A 23,787-nucleotide genomic window follows, 5' to 3' on the forward strand; every position below is an offset into this window, starting at 1 on the left:
CTGATAATTGTTAGTTTGCCGGTTAGCTTGGAGGGATAAATGTTGATAATGACTTTACCACTGGCTTTTTTGCTGGCCCTGGTGGTAGCTCTTTTTGTGACACCTTGGTACGCAAAGTCGCTTTTAAAATTGGCGCCGTTGATCAACCGGATCAACGCAAAGTACACAGCAAAATTATGCCCCGTATGGGCGGGCTGGCTGTCTATATAGCCTTTACTGTTGCCGTGTTGTTGACTCAACAACTAGACAACCGGTTAATCGGTCTGCTGGTTGGTGGGTTGATTATTGTATCACTGGGGATTCTTGACGATACCAGAGGTTTGCCGGCCAAGGTGAAGCTGGTGGGGCAAATCGCCGCCGCAGCTGCGGTGATTCCCTTTGGTATTCAGGTGGATTTTATCACCAACCCCCTCAACGGCCACCTGGTGCATCTGGGCGCCTGGGGAATTCCGGCCACCATCTTTTGGATTATTTCCGTAACCAATGCCATTAACCTGATTGACGGCTTAGACGGATTGGCAGGAGGGACTTCCTTTATCGCCGCCCTGACCCTGGCTGCGGTCACCTGGCAGCAGGCCTACCTGCTGGGCGGGTTAGGCATGGACGTGGTTTCTCTGGCCTTGATCCTGGCCGCTGCAATCCTGGGCTTTTTACGGCATAACTTTTACCCTGCCAAGATTTTCTTGGGAGATACGGGTTCCATGTTCCTGGGTTATGCATTGGGCACCCTGGCGGTCATGGGTGTGGCAAAGGCTGCCACCGCCATCTCGGTGATTATTCCCATGGTGATCTTGGGCATTCCCCTGCTGGATGTGTTTTTCGCCATCCTGCGCCGCTACCAGAGCCAGCGCCCCATCTTCCAGCCGGACAAGGAACACCTGCATCACCGCATGATGGCCCTGGGCCTCTCCCATAAGCAGACGGTGCTGGTTATTTATGTCATCAACCTGGTGCTGGGCATCAGCGCTTTCTTGTTAACCGTCATCACCACCAACCAGGCGGTGCTGCTGCTCTTTATTCTGGCCGTGGCGATTATCGTGGCAGCCAACAAGATTGGCATCATCGGCAAGGCCACCAGGGAAAGCATTCAATCCACTGTTTCAGTTTCACAGAACTTACAACAGCGGTCCTCCAAAATGTAGGACCGCTGTTTGGCATTGGTTCTATTCATCAATCCTAAGAAAGGAAGCGGAGTATGAGGGTTCGTAAAGCCATTATCCCAGCAGCCGGGCTCGGTGTTCGGTTTTTGCCGGCTACCAAGGCGCAGCCCAAGGAAATGCTGCCCATTGTAGATACTCCAACGATTCAGTACATAATCGAAGAAGCGGTAGATTCGGGCATCGAAGATATCCTTATCGTAACGGGCCGCAACAAGCGGGCCATTGAGGATCATTTTGACAAGTCCTTGGAATTGGAAGTACAGCTGGGCAGTAAGCAAAAACATGAATTGCTCGGTTTGGTGCGAGACATCAGCGAAATGGTGGATATCCACTACATTCGCCAGAAGGAACCCCTGGGGCTGGGCCACGCCGTCTATTGCGCCCGCAAGTTCATTGGTGATGAGCCTTTGCGGTTTTGCTGGGAGATGATGTGATTCGCAGCAAGGTACCCTGTCTGAAACAGATGATCAACCTGTACGAAGAGGTCCGCTATACCGTCCTGGGAGTGCAGGAGGTGCCCCAGGAACATGTAAACAGGTATGGTATTGTAGAGGCCACCACCGAATGTGAAGGTGTCTGCCGGATTTACGACCTGGTGGAGAAGCCTGAAATTGATCAGGCCCCTTCTAGGCTGGCGGTTATGGGAAGGTACATTTTAAGTCCCCGGATTTTTAACATCCTTGCCACCACCAGGCCGGGAGCCGGCGGTGAGATTCAATTGACCGACGCCTGAAAAAGCTGGTTCACGCCGAAGCCATTTACGGCTGTTTGTTTGAGGGCAAACGTTATGATGTGGGAGATAAGCTGGGTTATTTGAAGGCCACGGTTGAGTTTGCTTTGGAAAGGCCGGATTTAGCGGAGGAATTCAGGAAATATTTAAAAGAGATCGTAGAAGAATAATTTCGAGGTTCTGTTCGAAGTTCGAGATTCGAAAACAGGTAAAGGACTGAAGAAGAATAGTGAGAGTCTTAGTTACCGGAGGGGCCGGTTTTATCGGCTCCCATGTTGTGGAGGCTTTGCTGGAAGCGAATCACGAAGTTGTTGTGGTGGATAATTTATCTACCGGCAAAGAAGAAAATCTACCCCCGGGAGTACCCCTTTATAAAGCGGATATTATAGACCCGGGCATAGAGGATATTTTTCAGGAGATCAGGCCCCGGGCCTTAATCCACCAGGCTGCCCAGGTGGCCGTGCCGGTTTCCCTGCGGGACCCGGTATTTGATGCCAAAGTAAACATTATTGGCACCTTGAACCTGTTGGAGGCGTGCCGGAAATACGGCGTGGAAAAGATGGTTTTCGCCTCTTCCGCAGCCGTGTACGGCAATCCTAAATACCTGCCGGTGGATGAGGAGCACCCTCTGAGGCCTCTGTCCGGTTACGGAATCTCCAAGCATACCGTAGAACGATATCTGGAGGCCTATCAGGAACTCTACGGCCTGCGCTGGACCGCCCTGCGCTACGCCAACATTTACGGCCCCCGCCAGGACGCCCTGGGCGAAGGCGGCGTGGTGGCCATTTTTATCGACAAGCTGCTTAATAACCATAGGGCGGTTATCTTCGGCGACGGCGAGCAGACCCGCGATTTTGTTTACGTCAAGGATGCAGCCACAGCCAACCTGTTGGCCCTTGAGCATGGGGACAACCAGATCCTGAACATCAGCACCGGCCAGGCTTCCACCGTGAATGAGTTATACACTTTGATCCGGCAGGAGGTAGGTTCTCCCTGCAGCCTGAGTATGGTCTACCCAGGGCCGGGGATATCGTGCATAGCTATTTGGATAATAAAAGGGCGGTAACACAACTGAACTGGCAGCCCAAGTATAGTTTAGCCCAGGGATTGCAGGAAACGGTGGCCTATTACTAAAATTCAAGTCGAATTCAAGTCGGGGACGGTTCTTGACTTGAATTCACCCTTGCAATTCAAATCAAGAACCGTCCCCAACTTGAATTATATAAACAACAACCCCCGGGTTTACTTACTTCCTGAACCTTTCACCGCTTTCTTATCTTTACTCACGATTAAATATCGGTCCAGCGCTTTGCGGCGGGTGTCCAGGGCTTTTATATCCACAGCCTTGGCCATATCATCAATCTCCTTTAAATACGATGTTTGTTAATTAATCACATTATTCCCGGTAAAATGACATTATAAACCTTGCCAGCATTGGAATAATATGCATAATTAAGGTGTAGATATCATAAAATAGTCTTTGTATCAAATTCCATTTATTGACGGGAGGAGATTGCCTTTGACTCATCAGATATCCTTTGGAACCGATGGATGGCGTGGCATCATCGCCAAAGACTTTACCTTTGACAATGTCAGGCTGGTGGCCAGGGCGGTGGCGGCCTATGTAAACGGGCAGGGCATTGGGGAACGGGGCCTGGTGGTGGGCCGGGACAATCGTTTTTTGGCCGAAGATTTTGCCGAGGCGGTGGCAGAAGAGTTTATCCAGCAGGACATTCCGGTGTTTTTGTGCTGCGGTGCCACCCCCACCCCGGTGACGGCCTATTCCATTAAGATTCACGGGGCTGCCGGAGCAGTTATGCTGACGGCCAGCCACAACCCGCCACCCTATAACGGCTTCAAATTCATACCGGAGTATGCAGGACCGGCCCTGCCCCATATCACCAAAAAGATTGAAGAAAATATCGCCAGGCTGCAGGCCGGGGAACCCTGCGACCATTATCGATTGGGGCCGCCGGAGGGGCGTTACGGGAGACTGCTGGAAGAGGAAAAGCCCCGGGCCTGTACCTGCACCGAACACAATCCCTTTGATGAATATGTCAAGCACATTTCCTCCATCATCGACCTGCAGACCATTGGCAGGGCGGGGCTGAAGGCGGTTATCGATCCCATGTACGGGGCCGGCATCGGTTATCTGGAACACATTTTGGGAGAAGCCGGGGTCCAATTGGAAGTTTTTCATAATCAACGGGACCCGCTTTTTGGTGGCACCTTGCCGGAACCCACCGGCAAGTCCCTGGAGGAGCTGAAAAACCGGGTCAAGGCCGGCGGGGCCCATTTGGGCCTGGCACTGGACGGGGATGCGGACCGCTTTGGCATCATTGACGCCAACGGCGAGTACATTACCCCCAACCAGTTCCTGCCCCTGCTGTATTACCACCTGCTGACCGTAAAGGGGTGGCGGGGACCGGTGGCCCGGACGGTGGCCACCACCCACCTGCTGGACCGAATTGCCGCGAAATATGATCAGCCGGTGTACGAATCTCCGGTGGGCTTTAAATACATCGGCCAGAACATGCTGGAAAAAGACTGCATCCTGGGCGGGGAAGAAAGCGGAGGCTTGTCCATCAAGGGGCACATTCCGGAAAAGGACGGCATTTTAGCGGGACTGCTGGCTGCTGAAATGGTGGCGCACCATGGCAAGAGCCTGACGGAACTTATGCAGGAGGTTTATGCAGCCTTTGGCCAACTGCACAGCGAAAGATTGGATATTCATACTTCTCCGGAACAAAAGGCCGAGATATTGGAACAATTGAAGGAATTTGCGCCGGGGGAACTGGCGGGGCAGAAGGTCATCGATAAAATTACCCTGGACGGCACCAAGCTGGTGCTGGCGGACGGCGCCTGGGTGTTGATCCGCCCCTCGGGCACGGAACCGCTGTTCCGGGTTTACGTGGAGGCCAACAGTCCGGAGCAAAAGAGTCAGATTCAACAACAGGTGAAGGATGTGTTAAAATTAAATTAAGTTTTTAATTATGCAGCAAACAAATATCTTGCTGTCTGTGTTTTAAGTTGTTTGATGATAAATGAAGGAATTAACTGAGGTGCTGTCGAAACTTTTTCGATGGTGCCTTTTTTCTTTGTACGGGTCGTACTTATTTATGAGGTGATATTTTGGGTTGCTTAAAAAGAGACAGATACAAACCCTTTTTATATGGTCTTATCTTTTTGATGGTTGTTCTGATGCTGCCCTGGCCCGTCTGGGCCGATGCACTGGAATACTCCTACCGGTTCGAAAATAACCTGGCTGCAGGAATCATGGGAATACCGGGCCTTTGGGCCCTGGCCCAGGGCACAAACGGCAGCGGCCTTACCGGTAAAGGCCAGGTGATCGCCGTGGCAGACTCGGGACTGGACGGCGGTGCATTGGAGACCGTGCATCCGGACATCAAGGACCGCCTGGTGGGAGTGAAGGACTTCAGCGGCGACGGCTGGAGCGACCCCAACGGTCATGGAACCCATATTTCCGGCAGTATTGTTGGCACCGGCAGCAGGTCCCAGGGAGCCATCCAGGGCATAGCGCCGGAGGCAGGGCTGTACTTTCAGGCTACCTACAATGCCAAGGATAAAACGTTACATATCCCCTCGGTTTATGAGTTATTGCAGGACGCCTACAATGCCCCCGGCAAACCGAGAATCCATGTCAACAGCTGGGGGGCCAGTTTCAGTGACGGTATTTATGACTGGGACACCTACAACCTGGACAAGTTTGTTTGGGAACACCCGGACATGGTGGTGCTGAAATCGGCGGGCAACGGCTATAAAACCGCCAAACCCTTTGTCAGCTCCCCGGGGGCTGCCAAAAACGCCATCACCGTAGGTTCCACCGAGGGGACCCGGGGCGTGGACACCGGTTCGGACAACCCGGACCAGGTGGCATGGTTCAGCAGCCGGGGCACCTTTGACGGGCGCATCAAGCCGGAGGTGCTGGCGCCCGGAACCTGGATTCTGTCCACCCGCAAGACCCGGCCAAACCCGGCGGAAGATAATTATATAGGCATGTACAACCAGTATTATGGCTATATGACCGGCACCAGCATGTCCACCGCCCTTACCGCCGGTTCCCTGGCGTTGCTGCGCCAGTACCTGCAGCAAAAGGGTCACTCCCCCAGCGCCGCCCAACTGAAAGCTCTGCTTATTTTCGGCACCCGCTGGCTGCCGGGAGTTCCCGCCAGCGACCAGGGCTTTGGCCGGGTGGATGTGGAGAAGTCCCTGATTGCCCTGGAAAAGGGAGATGCCAGGAGTTTGGACGAGAAGGGGCTCAAGACCGGGGAAAAGGCAACCTACACCTTTACCGGCAACGGTAAACCCTTTAAGGCGGTGCTGGCCTACTCGGACTACCCCAGGACGCCGGGCATTGGCAAGGACCTGGTGAATGACCTGGACCTGAAAATTACAGGTCCGGGCGGTAAGGAAGTCTATTGGGGCAACGGTTATATCGACGGGGACCGGCTGAACAACACCGAAGAAATTATCGTCAGTGATACCAAAAGGGAGAAACCTACACAATAGAAGTCACCGGGCAAAAGGTGGTCAAGGGTCCGCAGCCCTTCGCCCTGGTCTATGGCACCTTGCCTTACCATGGAACTATTAAAGAGATTAAGGATAATACCCTTACCTTCACCAGCGGTGAGAGCTTAAAGGTGAGTTCAAATGTTAACGTTCGAGTGGTTGGGGGCGACGCCCCGTTAAAGAACGCCGGTCTGAAAGACATTCCGGCGGGTGCGGAAGGGTATCTGGTCTTTGGTACGGACGGCCAGGTCAGCCATATCGACGCCCTGTATACCACCGTAAACAGCCAGGTGCAGTCCAAAGAAGGAACCAACCAGTTGATTATCTTTGACGGCACCCGCTGGACCCTGGCCGAAGGAGCCGGCATCTTTGTGGGCGGCAATGCGATAAAATGGTCGGAGCTGCCCATTGAGGCAGAGGTCAAGATGACGGTCAATCCGGTGACCGCCAGGGTTTGGCGGGTAGACATTCAAGGACTGCCCAACCATTCCCCTTACGTCCCCCTTCCTATTTCCGAACGGGAAGTCAGACAGGCCATTGAAAGTTCCAAGAACACCGGTAAAGTTGTTCTTGCCGCCGGCGGGGGGAATGAAACCGGTGAGGACAAGCCCGTCACCCTGGCCTTTGGAACGGCCCTGGCGGCGGAACTCTATCACTACGGCCGGCCGGTGGAACTAAAACTTCCCGGCCTGAGCGTGGAGGTTCCCGCAGCAGAGTTTGGCCGGATCGGTCAGTCCGAGCAGGGAGCCCAACTGCAGATACGGGTGACCTGGCAGTCCGTAGGGGAACAATCACTCCCCGGCACGGATTCCTTGATGCACCTGCGTCCCGTAGGCAAACTGGTGGAGGTGCGTCCAGCCATCGTTTGGCCCGATGGCAGCCAATTGGTGGTCAGTCAATCGAAAAACCCGGTCAAGGTAACCATTACATCTCCCATCGGCTCCACCGCAGGCCTGAACGTTCAAAAGATCGGCGCCTACCGGTTTAGCGAGATGACCCGCCAGTGGGAGTTTATCAATAATGATTACAACCCGGATACCGGTAAGTCCGGCTTTACCGTCAACTGGTTTGGTAAATTCGGGGTCCTGGAAGCCAGCCGTACCTTCAGTGATATAACGGGGCACTGGGCAAAGCCCCACATCGAAATCATGGCCGCCCGGCATGTGGTGAGGGGAATCACACCCGAAGCCTTTGGTCCCAATGAAATTGTCACCAGGGGTCAGTTTACCGCCATGCTGGTGAGAACCCTGGGACTGCCGGAGGACCCCAAGGGAGTCAAGTTCAGCGACATGCCCCAGGACTACTGGTGTGCCGGGGCGGTGGGCACCGGGGTGAAAATGGGCCTGGTGGTCGGCTACAGCAACGGCGCCTTTGGTCCCAACGATCCCATCACCCGGGAGCAAATGGCGGCCATGCTGGTGCGGGCCATCCGGTTTAACAGCCATAGGGTGATCCCTGACAGCGCGCCCCGGCCGGGTCTCTTTGCAGACGAAAACACCATCGCCCCCTGGGCCAGGACCTCTGTTTCCATCATTGTTCAAGAGGGGCTGATGAGAGGCAGAGGGGAGAATTTGTTTGCGCCCAAAGCATTAACCACCCGGGCCGAAGCGGCTACGGTGATGGCGCGGCTGCTTGAATACAGGGCCAATAATAAATAGAGGTCGGTCGTCAGTCGTCGGACGTCGGATAAACAGGGATTCATGTTGTTGAAGCAATCAATCTTTGTTTCTAAATGTTAATGTATGAGAAAGGTTTCCGGCCAGGGGAGCCTTTCTTTTTGATTCCTGTGTTATAAAGTGCAGGATATAGGGAGATTAAGTAGAATATATTACTTTTGTTGTCTCAGGTTAGATAAGCTCTAAAAATACAGATAATCTACCAATGATAGATAAACTAAAAGCCGGCGTCCGAAACAGGAGGTTTTATACTTTGTCCACCGGAAAAATGATTGCCCGGGCCACCCTGGTGATCGCAGTGATAAACCTGCTGTCCCGCATCCTGGGTTTTGTGCGGGAGCAGGTCATTGCCTATATGTTTGGCGCCACCGCCGTGACCGATGCCTATGTGGTTGCCTTTAATATTCCCAACGCGGTCTTTGCCATTGTCATTGGCGCCCTGGCCACCGTGGTGGTGCCCGTTTTCAGTGAATATGCCGCCAGGGGCCAAAAGGAAGAGGCCTGGCGGCTGTTTAACACCGTCATTACCATGGTGATCATTATTTTCACCCTGTTTACCGTGGGAGGGATTTTTGCCGCCCCGCTGCTGGTGAAACTGACCGCCCCGGGATTAAGCACGGAAGTGGCCGGCTTAGCCACCCGCCTGACTGTGATTATGCTGCCCATCCTGGTGTTCTACGGTCTATCCACCGTATTCCAGGGGCTGTTAAACGCCAACCAGGTCTTTGGCATTCCGGCCTTAAGTGTCAGCGTCACCAACATCACCATCATTGTTTCCGCCTTAACCCTGGGCAGTGTCTACGGCATTGACGGTTTGGCTGCCGGCACGGTGCTGGGCTTTGTGCTGGCCGCCCTCATGCAGGTGCCTAAGCTCAGGCAGGTGGGCTTCCGGTTTAAATTTACCGCCGACTGGAGCCATCCCGGCGTGCGCAAGGTGCTGTACCTGGTGGGTCCGGTGGCCATCGGAACCTCCCTCAACCAGATCTACCTGATTATCGACCGTATCCTGGCCTCCGGGCTGGCAGAGGGCAGCATTTCCGCCCTCAACTTTGCCAACCGGCTTATTTTGATGCCCATTACCTTTTTTGTGCTGGCCATCGGCACCGCCTTTTACCCCACCGTTACCACCCTGGCCGCCCAGGGCAAACGGCAGGAACTGGCGGATACGGTGCTGCGGGCAATCCGCATGGTCATTCTCTTTTCCCTGCCCGCCGGCATCGGGCTGATGGTCCTGGCCACACCCATTATCAAACTGCTGTTTGAACACGGCCAGTTTGGCCCCAGGGCCACGGAAATGACCGCCTTTGCCCTGATGTTTTATGCCATTGGCCTGGTGGGCCAGGCGGCCAACATCATTCTCACCCGGGCCTTTTATGCCCAGCAGGACACCAGGACTCCCGTCATACTGATGGCCGTTACCGTGGCGGTGAACCTCATTTTCAGCCTGCTGCTCATCGGCCCCTTAAAACATGGCGGCCTGGCCCTGGCCAACTCCATTGCCTCACTGGTCAACACCGCGATGCTGACCTGGTTTCTCAATAAACGGATACCGGGCATGTGGAATGCCGGCGCGGTCAAATTCCTGTTCCAAACCACCTTGGCCACCGCCGCCATGGCAGCGGCCGCCTGGGGGGTTAACGCCGCTGCGGCGGGCCTGCTGGCACCCTACGGCACCCTGGGGCTGGCAGCCCAGGTGGGCGCAGCGATCTCCGCCGGCCTGCTGGTCTTTGTGGGGGCGGTCTTTTTGCTCCGAATGGAAGAGGCTGGCCTGGTTACCCTTTACGCCGGTAAATTGCTGGAACGCCTTCGCCCCTCCCGGGGTTAGTCGCCAGGTGCACAAAAAACTCCCCTGGCGCATAGCATGGGTTAGGGGAGGTGCGAGTGATGATAAAAGCAACCCAACTGGAAACCAAGGATATTGTTAATCTTAAGGACGGCGCAAAACTGGGTCCGGTGAAAGATTTGCACATCGATCTGGAGACCGGCAGGGTGGTGGCCCTGGTGCTGCAGGGTTCCCGTCGTTATTTCGGCCTGGTGCGTTCCGGCAAGGATATGGTGATTCCCTGGGAACTGGTGAAAAAATTTGGCATCGACACCGTTTTGGTGGATTTGGAGCCCATGGACCGATCTTACTACGAAGTAAAATAGATTTAATTTGACACAAAGTACCTGCTTTGCTACAATATAATCTGGCAATTTTGCTAAACATTTCTGTGCTCATCAAGAGAGGTGGAGGGACTGGCCCGATGAAACCCGGCAACCTCACGGAAGGTGCCAAGTCCTGCGGGAAGTCTCTTCCTGACAGATGAGGTCATTGTGGGAAAGCTGGGATAAAATAACCTCTCCAACCGGGGAGGTTTGTTTATTTCTGATGAGAGCGGGAAAAGTTAATAGAGGGAGGGAATATCATTGAGCAGAAAACTATTTACTTCCGAATCTGTTACTGAAGGCCACCCGGATAAAGTAGCGGATCAAATTTCCGATGCTATACTGGATTCCATTCTGGCCAAGGACCCTATGGCCAGGGTTGCCTGCGAGACCTTTGTCACCACCGGCCTGGTGCTGGTGGGCGGGGAGATCTCTTGCAATTGTTATGTTGACATCCCGAAGGTCGCCCGGGAAACCGTGCTGGAAATCGGTTATACCAGGGCCAAATATGGTTTTGACGGTGACACCTGCGCGGTTCTCACTGCCATCGACGAGCAGTCCCCGGACATTGCTATGGGCGTGGACAAGGCACTGGAAGCCAAAACAGGCGAAATGACCGAGGATCAGATTGAGGCCATCGGCGCCGGTGACCAGGGCATGATGTTCGGCTTTGCCACCGACGAAACCTCCGAATTGATGCCACTGCCCATTTCCCTGGCCCACAAGATGGCCCGCCGCCTGGCCGAAGTTCGCAAGACCGGCCTGGTGGATTACCTGCGTCCCGACGGCAAGACCCAGGTCACCGTGGAATACGAAGGGGACCGGCCGGCCCGCATCGACACCGTAGTTATTTCCACCCAGCATCACCCGGAAATAGAACTGGCCGTCATTCGCCAGGACATGATCGAAAAGGTGGCCCGCTACGTGCTGCCAGCCGAGTTGATTGATAACCAGACCCGTTTCTTTATCAACCCCACCGGCCGTTTCGTCATCGGCGGACCCCACGGGGATGCCGGCCTTACCGGGCGTAAAATCATCGTTGACACCTACGGCGGCCGCGCCCGTCACGGCGGCGGCGCCTTCTCCGGCAAAGACCCCACCAAGGTGGACCGTTCTGCCAGCTATGCTGCCCGTTACGTGGCGAAAAACGTGGTGGCCGCCGGCCTGGCCAAGCGATGCGAAGTTCAAGTGGCCTACGCCATCGGCGTTGCCCGCCCGGTATCCGTAAGGGTGCAGACCTTTGGCACCGGTGTGGTCAGTGACGATGTCATCATTGATCTCATCAACCGTCACTTTGACCTGCGCCCCGCCGGCATCATCAAGGCCCTTGACCTGCGCCGTCCCATTTACAAGCAAACAGCCGCCTACGGCCACTTCGGCCGCCCCGACCTGGATCTCCCCTGGGAGCGCACCGACAAGGCTAAAATTTTGCGGTCTGAGGCTGGCTTAAAATAACATATCTTTAAACTAAAAATTAGACTCTTGACATAAAGGGGTTGAGTGTAAAATACTCTCAACCCCTTTCTTTTATCTTTAGTTACTATTCCTCTTAAGGCCCTTTTCTCGGAAAGGAAGTACTTGTTTTAACTTCTAAAGCCTATTCGTAAAACACTAAAAATATCTTACAATATTTTTTCTAATCAGCAGGATTTAGCCATAATTTATCATAATAATACTTTAATTTGGCACAAGTAAAAAATCTAATCAACTGGCGATTAAATCAAATAAAATATTCACTGGGGGTGAGTATAAAGCCATACATGTACGGAAACATAGCTCTTAAATTTTGAAAGTATTATATGTTAATGCTATTGCTTTGAGGACTAAATAACTTTAAATGTAAGAAATTTTTTAGTATGAAAGAAGATATTATTTTATTTTCCTAAATAGTTGACTAAGATGTTTGGCCTAAAAATGTCCTAAATTTAAACTGAATAGCTAGGGGTGTTATTTATGATGTCTCCTAACGTTAGAACAAAACTGTCCTTATTTACAACCCTATTGATGCTGTTACAACTATTTATTTTTGTAACACCGGGTATGGCCTCAGAAACGATAGGAAGTGTAGATAAGTATAAAACAAAAGGTCCCCAGTACATGCCCCTGCGCCCGGACCTACTTAACCAGAAAGGGCTTCCCGAAGGACCAGTAATGAAAAGTTTTGGATCTAATATGGGTTCGACCTTTACGTCAAAGGCAAACGACAACATTAATCCAAAGCTTCCCGATGGTTCTATTAAGCCTAAAATGAGTCCCGCTCCTGAATTAGACCAATCGGGAAGGCTGCTGGTGCCCCAGATCGGGACGAAAAAATCTGTTGCCATTATGGTTTACTTTGAAAATGATCCCTTTGAACCAGGAATTGATCAAAATTATTTCAACGATATGCTCTTTAATGATACCCCTGGCGCAAATAGTATGCATAATTATTACAAGGAACAGTCCTATGGTCAACTTAACATAGACGGAATTGTTTTAGGACCATACAAAAGTGACTACAATATTGACTATTACGCGCAGGATACAGCTACAAATAATAACGGTATTGATGACGCAAACGTTCAGATTTACGAGTTAGCCAGGGAATCTGTTCAAAAGGCCGTTTATGATAACCCGGATTTTAACTGGGACGACTACGACCAGGATAGCGACGGTTTTATCGATAACGTTATTATTATACAAGCGGGACCCGGTCAGGAAGAAGGGGCGCCAGCCAACAAATCTATCTGGTCTCACCAGTCGGCCATTCCTGGTGGGGAACCGGTTGGTGATGGTTTGAAGGTCGCAAATTATACTATGCAACCGGAGACAGGAAAGATTGGGGTGTTTGCTCATGAATACGGTCATGTCCTCGGTTTGCCTGATTTGTATGATGTTTCCTATACAATAACAGGTGCTGGTGAATGGGAACTGATGGCTTCCGGGTCATGGAATAATAACGGTGAAACTCCTGCAGGTTTGTCGGCCTGGTCTAAGCATTACTTGGGTTGGTTGAATTACACCGAACCGAATGAAGATCTCAAAGATCTAGTTTTACAAAATACTGTAGATTACCCAGAGGCATTACGATTATGGACTAACGGGCAAGGAAGCAATACTTATTACCTGGTCGAAAACCGGCAAAAAAAGGGTTATGATTCATTCCTGCCCGGGGAAGGGTTACTGGTATGGTGGATAGATAATCCGGAACGTTTCGTTGATTACAACCGTGTAAATGTACCAGTTCCTACTTGTATGCCTGTGGAGGCTGACGGCAATTACAATCTCTGGTCCAGTGGTTTGTTGCAATCTAACAGTGGGGATGCAGGTGACCCCTTCCCGGGATCAACCAACAATACAGCCTTTACTTTTACATCAACGCCCAATGCAACAACTTACGATTTGCTTAATCCAAACAATTGGGAAGTATCAGGATTGTGGGACGGCTTATATACGGGAGTATCTTTGTGGAATATACAAGCACAGGATCCAAGCGCTAATATAAAAACATATAAGTTTGATACTACAGTAAAGAATGGAATACTATTGACTCCCAGGACAAGTCTTTCTCAATCTAGTTTAACCTTAGGACAGAGCATTAATCTGGAATATGTTCTCCTGAATGATAATACAGTTGTTAACATTTATGTGGTGGATGGAAATGGAAGTCTTGTTCGTAATCTTATAACCAGTAATACGGAGAACAAAGGTATCCATTCCATTAGTTGGGATGGCAAGAAAAACAACGGTAGCTATGTAAGCGCAGGAAACTATAAGATTCGAATTGAAACCAGCGTAACCAGCACCAATACCAAAAACCCCTTGGGTGGAGGTTCCAGCTTTGAAAGAACTGCCACGTCCAGTCATGAACTTGCCATTCAAGTGACAAGCAATAACACTGGCAGTATTGGTGGAGGCGGAGGCGGCGGTGGTGGAGGGATTTCCACTGATTCCTCTAAAGAATCCATTATTGGGGACTTCGAATTCAATGAGGCCGTTTCCGAATCGAAAGAAACCGGTAGAGTAGAAATTTCAACTTCCGGCAAAGAAGTCCGGCTTAATGAAAAACAATTGAAAAGAGTTGTGGAAACTAACAAACCCATGGCTCTTTCGGTAAATAATGTAGGTATTGTTCTTTCCAACCAATTAGTTCAACGACTTTTAGAAATTGGAAACGCTAGTTTTACAGTGGAGCCTGTCACCGTCAACCAGGCGCAAAGCATTATGGCTCAAGCAGACAACAGAAACCAATTTAAACTGGTTGATAACATTTACGAAATAACTATTTCTGCCGGTAAAAAGGAGTTTACATTTAAAGATGATGAGACAGTTACTGCTGAACTGCCGGTTCCTGCCAGTGCCCGTAAATTAGCAGGGCAAGGGAAATTAACCGTAGGTTACTATAATCCCACCGAGAAGAAATGGGAAGATATGAATGCCACCTATAATGAAAAGAAAAATACAATGGCATTTACGACGTCTCATTTCAGTAAATATGCTGTTTTAGAAAAAACAGCACAGGCAGACGTCATGAGAAAGCCTGCGGTCATTAAACTAACCCTGGGTCAGGTGGAAGCTCAACTTAATGGTTATAAATATTCCCTGGATGCTAAGCCATTTCTGGATACCGAGGTTAACAGGACATTGGTACCTGTAAGGTTTGTTAGTGAGGCTCTTGGTTGTAAGGTTGACTGGATAGCTAAAGATAAGAAGGTTGAAATTAAAAAAGGGAATAACGTAGTGGTCCTGACTCTTGGGTCTAAGGAAGTCTTAGTAAACGGGCGAAAGTCAATAATGGATTGTGCACCGAATATTATGCCTCCAGGTAGAACTTTTGTGCCCTTGCGTTTTATCTCTGAGACCTTGGTGCCAAAGTCCAATACGATCAAGCAACTCAGTCCATAACAATAACTGAATAACCATCAGAATTTTCTACAATAACATGTAAAAACAACCCTGCAGCTTCAGACTGCAGGGTTGGCTACTTTACTTCTTTTCACTCTTCCTATCCTTATACTTTTCTTTCAATTCCTGAACCAATAATTTATCCGCTGCCCCGGGGCCTATCCCCGTTTGGTATGTATGATGCAGTAAGCTAAGGGTATTGCTCAGTGAAACCAGCCATTCTTCAATGACCTCGTTGGAATAGCCCTGTGCTTTAATGTTCTGGATTAATGAAATCAGCTTATGATTATTTCGATCTGACACAAAGGACATCATTCCAGGGGGGACAGTGGAGGAATCACCGGGGATGATCCCCGGGTGTTCATTGGTAAGGCCCAACAAATAGTCAACACTGCAATGAAAAAAACAGCCAGTTTTTTCAGGGTATCCGGGTCTGGCTGCCGCTTTTCTGTTTCGTAGAGCGCAATGGCTGATTTGCCGATGTTTAATGCATCGCCCAGAGCCTGCTGGGTAAGGCCTCTGCTTTCTCTCAGCTCTTTCATCCTCTGTCTGAAAATACCCACACAATACACCTCGAATCAATTATATCTGCGGTGTTTGCCAATTCAATTATGTGTTTCATAGTGAAATAAAAATACTTGACATTATTTCAAATTGAAAATATTGTGTAGGCAGCTAATAATCTCTTGGGAGGTGTCAGGGGTGACTGTGAACCAAAATGATGAGTTTAGTTTTCTTTTAGTTAAGGAAGACTCGGCAGGGTACAATGGTTTCGCAAACAATAATGAACGGTTGGTAAGAATCAGGCTAACCGGAGAAATGGCTGCAGCAATTGCTCATGAAATACGAAATCCCATGACAACCGTTCGTGGACTGCTGCAGATGCTTCAGATTGAAAAGGCTTGCCCCGGTTTTGAGGAACGTCTGCACGTTATGTTAAAGGAACTGGACCGGGCCAATTCCATTATTTCAGAAGTGCTTTTACTGGCCCCTACCAAGGTAACGGATCTAAAACGCAAGATCCTGAATGATATCCTGGAAGGACTGCTGCCGGCTATCAATTCGGAAGCCGTTAAAAACGGCCAAAGAGTTGTATTTGAACCGGGCATCGTGCCATATATTTCATTGAATGAACAGGAAATTGCCAAATTAATCCTGAACCTGGTGCGAAACGGTATGGAGGCCATGACACCCGGAGGCATTCTGACAATCAAGACCTTTATGGACGGCCAGGAAATTGTTTTGTCCGTACAGGACCAGGGAAAGGGGATTAAAATGGGGCTTCTTGATATGTTGGGAACCCCTTTCTTTACCACCAAGGAACAGGGGACCGGGCTGGGGCTGGCGGTTTCCTACAGCATTGCCGCCAGGCACAACGCCGCCATTAAAGTAGAAACCGGTCCCCGGGGCAGCACCTTCTTCGTCCGCTTCAAGACCTAGGGTCGGATCCCACAAAAATTTCCGCTCACCCCCTGTGCAGGTGTAAACATACTCTAAAGCACAGGGGGTGTTGTTATGTGGGAGACTATCGGGTATTTAACTATTTTAATCCTGGCCTGTTACGGTGTTTACTATCTGGTGCAGGACCTGTTTCGTCTGGTGAGGCACCTGCCCGGCCCGCCGGTGAGCATGCTGATGGTGCTGCGCAACAGGGCTGCGGACGTGGAGTATTTGATGCGGCGGTTGGAATCCTGGCGAAGATACCAGTGGGTGAACCTGGAAGTGGTGGTGGTGGATGACGGCTCGGAGGATGATACCGCCGATATCCTCAAGGGTCTGCAGCAGAATTTATCCTTTCGCTTTGTGTCTTTGGAGCCGGAAAGTCTGCCGGAGCACCCTTTCCGAAAGGACCGGGCCTTCATGACCGGGCTGTTGCACTGCCAAAATGCCCTGGTGTGGGTGGTGGATTTAAGAAAACTTCCCCAGGGACTGCTGGCTGAGAAGGTTTTTCGTGTATTTTTCTGCCAGGGCTGGAGGTAAATTACCATTTATTGTCGAATAATGGAGACGGAGGGGGTGGTTTTTATCTCAAGACAGGGAAGTCTTGGCTTGCTCTATACATGGACGATCATACTGCTGGGCTTTGGCTGGTTGTGGAAGGTTTTTCCCCAACTTAACCTGGACCAGGGGGGGACGCTGACGGTCCTCATCATTCTGGGTGTGCTGGCGGAGTGGATGGCGGTTCCCTTTCCCCAGGGATACTTATCCGGGGGCTACGTCATCGTTGTGGCCACCCAGTTGATCTGTGGCGGTGTGGCCACCGCCTGGGTGACCGGGTTGGTCTCCCTGATCGGGCTGGGCATTGCCAACCGGGGAAATCCCTTGCGAACCACCCTGTTTAACAGTTCACAGCACATTCTGGCGGCCGCCGGTGCGTCCTTTGTCTTCCAACAGGTGGAGGGAGAGATCTTACCCATCGTCCTGTTTACCCTGGTTTATTTTGCCGTTAACCACATGCTGGTTTATTTTTACCTGCTGCCCGGACGCCGGGACCACCCGGATTTATTTGGCTGGGATGCCCTGCGCTGGGACGGCTACACCTATCTCTTTACCGCTCCTTACGGGGCTTTGATGGCTGCCTTTTATCTTAAAATGGGCGTCAGCTGGGCACTGGTCTTATTCCTGCCGGTGCTGGCAGCCCAGGTGATTCTCGGTAAATATGTACATATGGAACTGTCCAACCGGGAGCTGACGGCCCTTTTCCAGGTGGCCAAGCGGCTGCGGGTCAGTTATGAACCGGACACCTTCTTTAACCAGATTTTGCAGGAATGCCGGCGGATTGCTCCTTTCCATACCGCTGTCATCTTCTTTTGGTCCCAGGAACGCCAGCTGTTTTTACCCGGCGCCGCCCAGGGGCCTTTACGGGAAGAGATGTGCAACATGGTGGCACCCGGCGAGGGCCTGGTGGGACAAGCTGCAGAGAGCAAGGAGCCCGTTATCATTGAGGATGTCCGGGACATGGACTCCCCAAGGGATGCCGGTTCCTTCCGGCGGTTCCGCTCGGTGCTGGTGATTCCCCTGCTGGCCCAGGGGGAGGTCACCGGTGTTTTGGTGCTGGGGGACATGCGCCCCTATGCCTATGAAGAGAAGCATATGCAGATGGTAAGCATTATCGGCGGCCAGGCGGGTATTGTGTTGGCCAACGACATGCTGGTGGAAAAAATCCGGCACCTGTCCGTGACAGACCGGTTGACCGATTTCCTTAATCACAGGCAGTTTTACCGCCAGGTGGTCAAGGAAATGGTCCGGTGCCGCGCCGCCGGGGAGCCCGCCTCCCTGCTGCTGGTGAACATCGATAATATGGGTGTTTTCAACTCCCGTTACGGGCACGGGGCAGGGGATGCGGTGATTCAAATGGTGGCTTCGGTGCTGCGGGATGTCACCCGGCCCGCAGATCTCCTTGGCCGGTACGGGGGCGGTGAGCTGGCGGTGCTGGCGCTGGGTTCGGACACGGCCAACGCTTTAAAACTGGCCGAGCAGATCCGGGTAGAGGTGAGGGACCGCCGGCTGGTGCCCGAGGAATCCCAGCAGCAGATCATGGTAACGGTGTCCGTTGGTGTGGCCACCTTCCCCCACGACACCACCGACCCGGACCAAATCTTCTTTGGGGCGGAAAAGGCGGTGGCCCGGGCCAAAGAACTGGGCCGGGACCGGTCCGTTGCTTACAGCCGGCTGTTAAAGGAAATCAAATTAAAAATACAAAAGGATGGAACTCCCGCAGTTCGGAGAAGGTGAAGACCCATGCACCCCCTGTTGGAAGCCCTGGTAAACTTGATTTTCCCCGAGTGGCCCGGCTGCAAGCTGTGCGGCCGCCTCGGCAAAGAAGACCTGTGCCCCGCCTGCCGTCAAGAACTGCGGGATTGGGCGGCCAAACCAAAGTGCCCGGTTTGCGGCAGGCCGGTCCCCCCCAAGGCCGGGTCACCCTTTGCGGAGATTGCCAAAGCCAACCCCCGCCCTTTGAGATGGCCAGAGCGGTGGGCCCCTATGAGGGCGGCTTGCGGCAGGCCATCCATCTTTTTAAATACAAGAGAAGAAAATCCCTGGCCCCGCTGCTGGGCGGACTCATGCTGGAAACATTGCAGAAACATCCCCGGCTGTTGCATTGTGATCTTGTACTGCCGGTGCCCATGTCCCGGGGAAGGTTAAGGGAGCGGGGGTTTAACCAGGCGGCGCTGCTGGCCCGCCAGGTGGCCAGGGGGCTAAACCTGCCGCTGTCAGACCGTGTGTTGATAAAGGGCGAAACACCGCCCCAGACAGGCCTTACCCGGCCCCAACGGGAGCAAAACCTGAGGGGATCCTTTAAAGTGAAGGCACCGGAAGAAATCAGGGGCAAAAACCTGTTAATTGTAGATGATGTTTTCACCACCGGGTCCACCGTTTCTGCCATGGCAGAGACCCTGAAAGAGCAAGGGGCGGCTGGAATCTTCGTCATCACACTGGCCAACGCGGCAAAATAAACTCCCAGAAGAAAATGGCAGAGGACTCAGAAGTTGGTGATTTCACAGGGAAAATCATCGGTTTCCCGGTACAATCTCCGCCAATCTTGCTAGATTACGACGTTATCACCAAAGCAGAATACCCGGCATACATCTTCCAAATACTGGAAAACAAAAATCTTCTACAAAAATCATGCCAACGCATCCCACATTCTGACAAATAATACTATACTATCCACCTGATGCCCACAGAAAAACCCCTGATTTGATGGGTTATTAACAGACTTATCCACATTGTCCACAGGAATAACCTTTTCAACAAGGATTTTTTCGACAAAGCATCGGAAATCCCCCAGGATCGGTAACACTTGACAGGGCACAGGTAAAAGTGATAAGATAACCCCACGTGAGTTCATTGGGCTCTCTGAAAGTATTTTGAAAGCGAGGAATGTAAATGCTCGGCAAGGTAAAATGGTTTAATGCGGAAAAAGGTTATGGTTTCATTGAAAGAGAAGAAGGTGGCGATGTATTCGTTCACTTTTCCGCAATTCAAGAAGAAGGTTTCAAATCATTAGCTGAAGGTCAGGAAGTTGAATTCGACATCGTTGAAGGTGCTCGTGGACCCCAAGCTGCTAACGTTACCAAACGTTAATTATAAAGGTTGAAAACTTTCTACCCTGCCACCGGCCAGGGTTTTAAAATTCTGTTAAAAAAATGCAGGAATTTAACAGGTTTTCGGGAATACTAACAGCAGGTATTTATTTCCTATGACACTGCGAAAGGAGTGGTACTTTGTGAAAGTGCAAGTTCGCGGTAAGAACATTCAAGTAACCCCGGCCCTGAGGGATTATGTGGAAAAACGTTTGGGTAAGTTGGACCGGTTCCTGGATAATTTGGGAGAAGCGGTGGCAACCCTGGTTGTTGAAGGCGATTCACATAAGATTGAGGTTACCCTTCCGGTAAACGGCATGCTTCTAAGGGGCGAAGAGGCCACCGGTGAAATGTATTCCTCGGTGGATCTGGTGGTTGAAAAAATGGAGCGCCAGATCGAGCGCTACAAAGGCAAGATCAACCGCCGCAGCAACCGTGGCATCGCCGACCTGGCGGAAGTCGCAGACAAAATCGAAGACGAGACCCCCAAGGTTATTAAAACAAAGCGCTTTGCCATCAAACCCATGGCCCTGGATGAAGCCATTATGCAGATGAACCTGCTGGGCCATGACTTCTTCGTCTTTTCCAATGCGGAAACCGAGCAGACCAACGTGGTCTACAAGAGAAAAGACGGCAACTACGGCTTAATCGAGCCGGAATTCTAAAATGTTTACAAAAGGGCACGCCGCACAGGCGTGCCTTTATTATTGACCGGCAAAAGACCTAACATTATCAGTATAATTTAACGGGACAACGGGAGGAATCGCAGGGTTTAGGGCGAAATCTCTACCACATGGCCATTTCTTGCTTTGTTCCGGTTGTGGTGATAGAATAAATTTGCCATAACTTCGAGGATTTGTCAGGAACCTCAATGGTTCTTTTCCTTTGGCCTGATAAAAGGGAAAACCTGAAAGGTGGTTAACCGTGTTAAAGTTTATCAAAAACCTGTTTGATGATAACGCCCGTGAAATTAAACGACTGCAGCGGGTGGTCGAGGATATTAACGGGCTGGAACCCCAGATAGCCAAACTGACCGACGCAGAACTGCGGGGCAAAACCGCAGAGTTCAAACAGCTGCTGGAGAACGGCCAGACCCTGGACGATATTTTGCCCGAGGCCTTTGCCGTAGTCCGGGAGGCTTCCAAACGTGTGTTAAACATGCGCCATTTTGATGTACAGCTGATCGGCGGCATGGTGCTGCACCAGGGCCGCATTGCCGAGATGAAAACCGGTGAAGGGAAGACCCTGGTGGCCACCCTGCCGGTGTACCTCAATGCCCTCACCGGCCGCGGCGTCCATGTGGTGACCGTGAACGACTACCTGGCCACCCGTGACAGCGAGTGGATGGGGCAGCTCTACAGCTTCCTGGGCTTGTCCGTGGGGCTGATTGTGCACGGCCTGGATTGGGAACAGCGTCGCCGGGCCTACGGCTCCGACATCACCTACGGGACCAACAACGAATTTGGCTTCGATTACCTGCGGGACAACATGGCCATCCACCCGGAGCAGCTGGTGCAGCGGGAACTGAACTACGCCATCGTGGATGAGGTGGACAGCATTTTAATTGACGAGGCTCGCACCCCGCTGATCATCTCCGGGATGGCCGACAAGCCCACCGACCTTTACTACACCATGGCCAAAATCGTGCCCAAGCTGGTGAAAGATACCGACTTTACCGTTGACGAAAAGGCCCATACCGCCCTGCTCACCGAAGAGGGCGTGGCCAAGGCGGAAAAAATGCTGGGCGTCCAGAACCTCTACGACGACGCCAATATGGAGCTGAGCCACCACCTGAACCAGGCCCTGAAGGCCCACGCCCTGATGAAGCGGGACCGGGATTACGTGGTGAAGGACGGCGAAGTGGTGATTGTGGATGAATTCACCGGCCGTCTCATGTTTGGCCGCCGCTACAGCGACGGCCTGCACCAGGCCATTGAAGCCAAGGAAGGCGTCAAGATCGAGCGGGAGTCCCAGACCCTGGCCACCATCACTTTCCAGAACTACTTCCGCATGTACAAGAAGCTGGCCGGCATGACCGGTACCGCTCTTACCGAAGAAGAGGAATTCCGCAAGATCTACGGTTTGGATGTGGTGGTCATCCCCACCAACAAGCCGATGATCCGTGACGATATGGCCGACCTGGTGTACAAAACCAAAGAGGCCAAATACCGGGCGGCAGTGGAAGAGATTGCCCGGCGCCATGCCACCGGGCAGCCGGTGCTGGTGGGCACCATTTCCATCGAAACCTCCGAACTGGTCAGCGGTATGCTGAAAAGAAAGGGTGTGCCCCACCAGGTCTTAAACGCCAAGTACCATGAAAAAGAGGCGGAAATCATTGCCCAGGCCGGCCGCCTGAACACCGTCACCATCGCCACCAACATGGCGGGCCGCGGTACCGACATCCTGCTGGGCGGCAACCCGGAAATTCTGGCCATGGCGGAGCTGCGCAAGAAGGACCGGAGCGAAGAGACCGCCGATGCCGAGTACCACGCCCTGGTGGAGAAGTACAGAAAACAGTGCGAAGAGGAACGCCGGCGGGTGCTTGAACTGGGCGGCCTGCATATCATCGGCACCGAACGGCACGAGAGCCGCCGCATCGACAACCAGCTGCGGGGCCGGGCGGGCCGCCAGGGCGACCCGGGCTCCAGCCAGTTTTACATCTCCCTGGAAGACGACTTGATGCGTCTCTTTGGTTCCGACAACATCGCCGGTTTAATGAATAAACTGGGCATGGAAGAGGATATGCCCATCGAGCACGGCCTCATTACCAAGTCCATTGAGACCGCCCAGAAACGGGTGGAAAACCGCAACTTTGACATCCGCAAGCACGTGTTAAACTATGACGATGTCATGAACCAGCAGCGGGAGCTCATTTACAACCAGCGCCGCAAGGTGCTGACCGGCGAAAACATGGCCGAGAATATCCAGGAAACCATTGCCACCGTGGTGACCCGTTCGGTGGACGCCTATTGCCCCGAGGGCGTGCACCAGGAGGAGTGGGACCTGGCGGGCCTGCTGGAATACGCCTCCCAGCTCTACCTGCCCAGCCATGACCTGAAGGTGGAAGACCTGGAGGAACTGGGGCGCGATGCCTGCGGGAGGAACTCCTGGACAAGGCCATGGCCCTCTACAAGGCCCGGGAAGAGGAACTGGGCGCCGAAACCCTGCGCGAAATCGAGCGGGTGGTGCTGCTGCGGCTGGTGGACGAAAAGTGGATGGACACCTGGACGCCATGGACCAGCTGCGTGAAGGCATCGGCCTGCGGGCTTACGGTCAGAAGGACCCGGTCATTGAATATAAGTTTGAAGCCTATGAAATGTTCAACAACATGATTGCCAACATCCAGGACGATGTGGTGCGCTACATCTTCCGGGTCAACCTGGTGCCCGCCCAGCCCCGGGAACAGCGGGTGGTGGTGGAAAACCGATCCGGCGACGAGGGTCCCCGCCAGCCGGTGCGCAAAGAGCAGCAGGTGGGGCGCAACGATCCCTGCCCCTGCGGCAGCGGCAAGAAATACAAGAAATGCTGCGGCAAATAAACCTAATAACTTAATAACTTAAGTACCAGGCACC

Annotated in this window: 16 protein-coding genes, 3 pseudogenes and 1 riboswitch; of the genes and pseudogenes, 17 read left to right on the forward strand and 2 right to left on the reverse strand. The window is 52.2% G+C overall.

The genetic code is table 11. The features are described from left to right. Positions 1-48 precede the first annotated feature (48 nt). From P378_RS16375 to P378_RS16415, 10 genes and pseudogenes are all read left to right on the forward strand, one after another. Positions 49-1,142 (forward strand): annotated as a pseudogene (locus P378_RS16375) (glycosyltransferase family 4 protein). Positions 1,143-1,195: 53 nt separating this feature from the next. After that, a pseudogene (gene galU, locus P378_RS16380) lies at positions 1,196-2,060 on the forward strand (UTP--glucose-1-phosphate uridylyltransferase GalU). A 59-nt stretch (positions 2,061-2,119) separates the two neighbouring features. Further along, entirely contained in the window at positions 2,120-2,956 is an 837-nt protein-coding gene (locus P378_RS16385; protein ID WP_338013949.1) for an NAD-dependent epimerase/dehydratase family protein, read from the forward strand. A gap of 453 nt (positions 2,957-3,409) precedes the next feature. After that, complete coding sequence (locus P378_RS16390; protein ID WP_099083977.1) at positions 3,410-4,873, forward strand: phosphoglucomutase/phosphomannomutase family protein; 1,464 nt, start codon at positions 3,410-3,412, stop codon at positions 4,871-4,873. 149 nt (positions 4,874-5,022) lie between these two features. After that, complete coding sequence (locus P378_RS22330) at positions 5,023-6,420, forward strand: S8 family serine peptidase (protein ID WP_238473351.1); 1,398 nt, start codon at positions 5,023-5,025, stop codon at positions 6,418-6,420. Positions 6,421-6,437: 17 nt separating this feature from the next. Beyond that, positions 6,438-8,078, forward strand: coding sequence for an S-layer homology domain-containing protein (locus tag P378_RS22335; RefSeq protein ID WP_238473352.1), 1,641 nt, complete (start codon positions 6,438-6,440; stop codon positions 8,076-8,078). 271 nt (positions 8,079-8,349) lie between these two features. After that, a complete protein-coding gene (gene murJ, locus P378_RS16400; protein ID WP_099083978.1) occupies positions 8,350-9,921 on the forward strand; it encodes a murein biosynthesis integral membrane protein MurJ in 1,572 nt (523 codons plus the stop codon). Positions 9,922-9,980: 59 nt separating this feature from the next. Beyond that, entirely contained in the window at positions 9,981-10,244 is a 264-nt protein-coding gene (locus tag P378_RS16405; RefSeq protein WP_180261153.1) for a YlmC/YmxH family sporulation protein, read from the forward strand. Between the two features lie 66 nt (positions 10,245-10,310). Beyond that, positions 10,311-10,408: riboswitch (SAM riboswitch) on the forward strand. A 97-nt stretch (positions 10,409-10,505) separates the two neighbouring features. Then, the gene (metK, locus tag P378_RS16410; RefSeq protein WP_099083980.1) at positions 10,506-11,699 is read left to right on the forward strand and encodes a methionine adenosyltransferase; all 1,194 of its coding nucleotides are present in this window, start codon (positions 10,506-10,508) and stop codon (positions 11,697-11,699) included. A 498-nt stretch (positions 11,700-12,197) separates the two neighbouring features. Beyond that, positions 12,198-15,128 (forward strand): M6 family metalloprotease domain-containing protein, encoded by a 2,931-nt coding sequence (locus P378_RS16415; protein ID WP_099083981.1) that lies wholly within the window; start codon positions 12,198-12,200, stop codon positions 15,126-15,128. Between the two features lie 81 nt (positions 15,129-15,209). On the opposite strand, the gene P378_RS22340 is transcribed toward P378_RS16415, so the two are convergent. After that, positions 15,210-15,431 carry a hypothetical protein gene (locus tag P378_RS22340; protein WP_238473353.1) on the reverse strand — a complete coding sequence of 74 codons (222 nt, stop codon included), beginning with the start codon at positions 15,429-15,431 and terminating at the stop codon, positions 15,210-15,212. 8 nt (positions 15,432-15,439) lie between these two features. After that, positions 15,440-15,691 carry a helix-turn-helix domain-containing protein gene (locus P378_RS22345; protein ID WP_238473354.1) on the reverse strand — a complete coding sequence of 84 codons (252 nt, stop codon included), beginning with the start codon at positions 15,689-15,691 and terminating at the stop codon, positions 15,440-15,442. Positions 15,692-15,830: 139 nt separating this feature from the next. Between P378_RS22345 and P378_RS16425 the strand changes: the two genes are divergently transcribed. From P378_RS16425 to secA, 7 genes and pseudogenes are all read left to right on the forward strand, one after another. Next, positions 15,831-16,568, forward strand: a complete 738-nt coding sequence (locus P378_RS16425) for an ATP-binding protein (protein ID WP_180261154.1) — start codon at positions 15,831-15,833, stop codon at positions 16,566-16,568. Positions 16,569-16,643: 75 nt separating this feature from the next. Continuing rightward, entirely contained in the window at positions 16,644-17,108 is a 465-nt protein-coding gene (locus P378_RS16430; protein WP_099083982.1) for a glycosyltransferase family 2 protein, read from the forward strand. 36 nt (positions 17,109-17,144) lie between these two features. Then, a complete protein-coding gene (locus P378_RS16435; protein WP_238473355.1) occupies positions 17,145-18,863 on the forward strand; it encodes a sensor domain-containing diguanylate cyclase in 1,719 nt (572 codons plus the stop codon). Continuing rightward, positions 18,860-19,585 (forward strand): ComF family protein, encoded by a 726-nt coding sequence (locus tag P378_RS16440; protein ID WP_238473356.1) that lies wholly within the window; start codon positions 18,860-18,862, stop codon positions 19,583-19,585. The genes P378_RS16435 and P378_RS16440 overlap by 4 nt, the downstream gene beginning before the upstream one ends. Positions 19,586-20,018: 433 nt before the next feature. Further along, positions 20,019-20,216, forward strand: coding sequence for a cold shock domain-containing protein (locus P378_RS16445; protein WP_011879371.1), 198 nt, complete (start codon positions 20,019-20,021; stop codon positions 20,214-20,216). 142 nt (positions 20,217-20,358) lie between these two features. Then, positions 20,359-20,880, forward strand: coding sequence for a ribosome hibernation-promoting factor, HPF/YfiA family (gene hpf / locus P378_RS16450; RefSeq protein ID WP_099083984.1), 522 nt, complete (start codon positions 20,359-20,361; stop codon positions 20,878-20,880). 259 nt (positions 20,881-21,139) lie between these two features. Next, positions 21,140-23,753: pseudogene (secA, locus tag P378_RS16455) on the forward strand (preprotein translocase subunit SecA). Positions 23,754-23,787 lie beyond the last annotated feature (34 nt).

It is taken from the genome of Desulforamulus profundi (assembly GCF_002607855.1).

What these genes read in the sequence shown, in the direction of transcription:
- P378_RS16405 (WP_180261153.1), top strand. Translation starts at nt 9,981, where the DNA reads ATGATAAAAGCAACCCAACTGGAAACCAAGGATATTGTTAATCTTAAG.
- P378_RS16415 (WP_099083981.1), top strand. Translation starts at nt 12,198, where the DNA reads ATGATGTCTCCTAACGTTAGAACAAAACTGTCCTTATTTACAACCCTA.
- P378_RS16430 (WP_099083982.1), top strand. Translation starts at nt 16,644, where the DNA reads ATGTGGGAGACTATCGGGTATTTAACTATTTTAATCCTGGCCTGTTAC.
- P378_RS16445 (WP_011879371.1), top strand. Translation starts at nt 20,019, where the DNA reads ATGCTCGGCAAGGTAAAATGGTTTAATGCGGAAAAAGGTTATGGTTTC.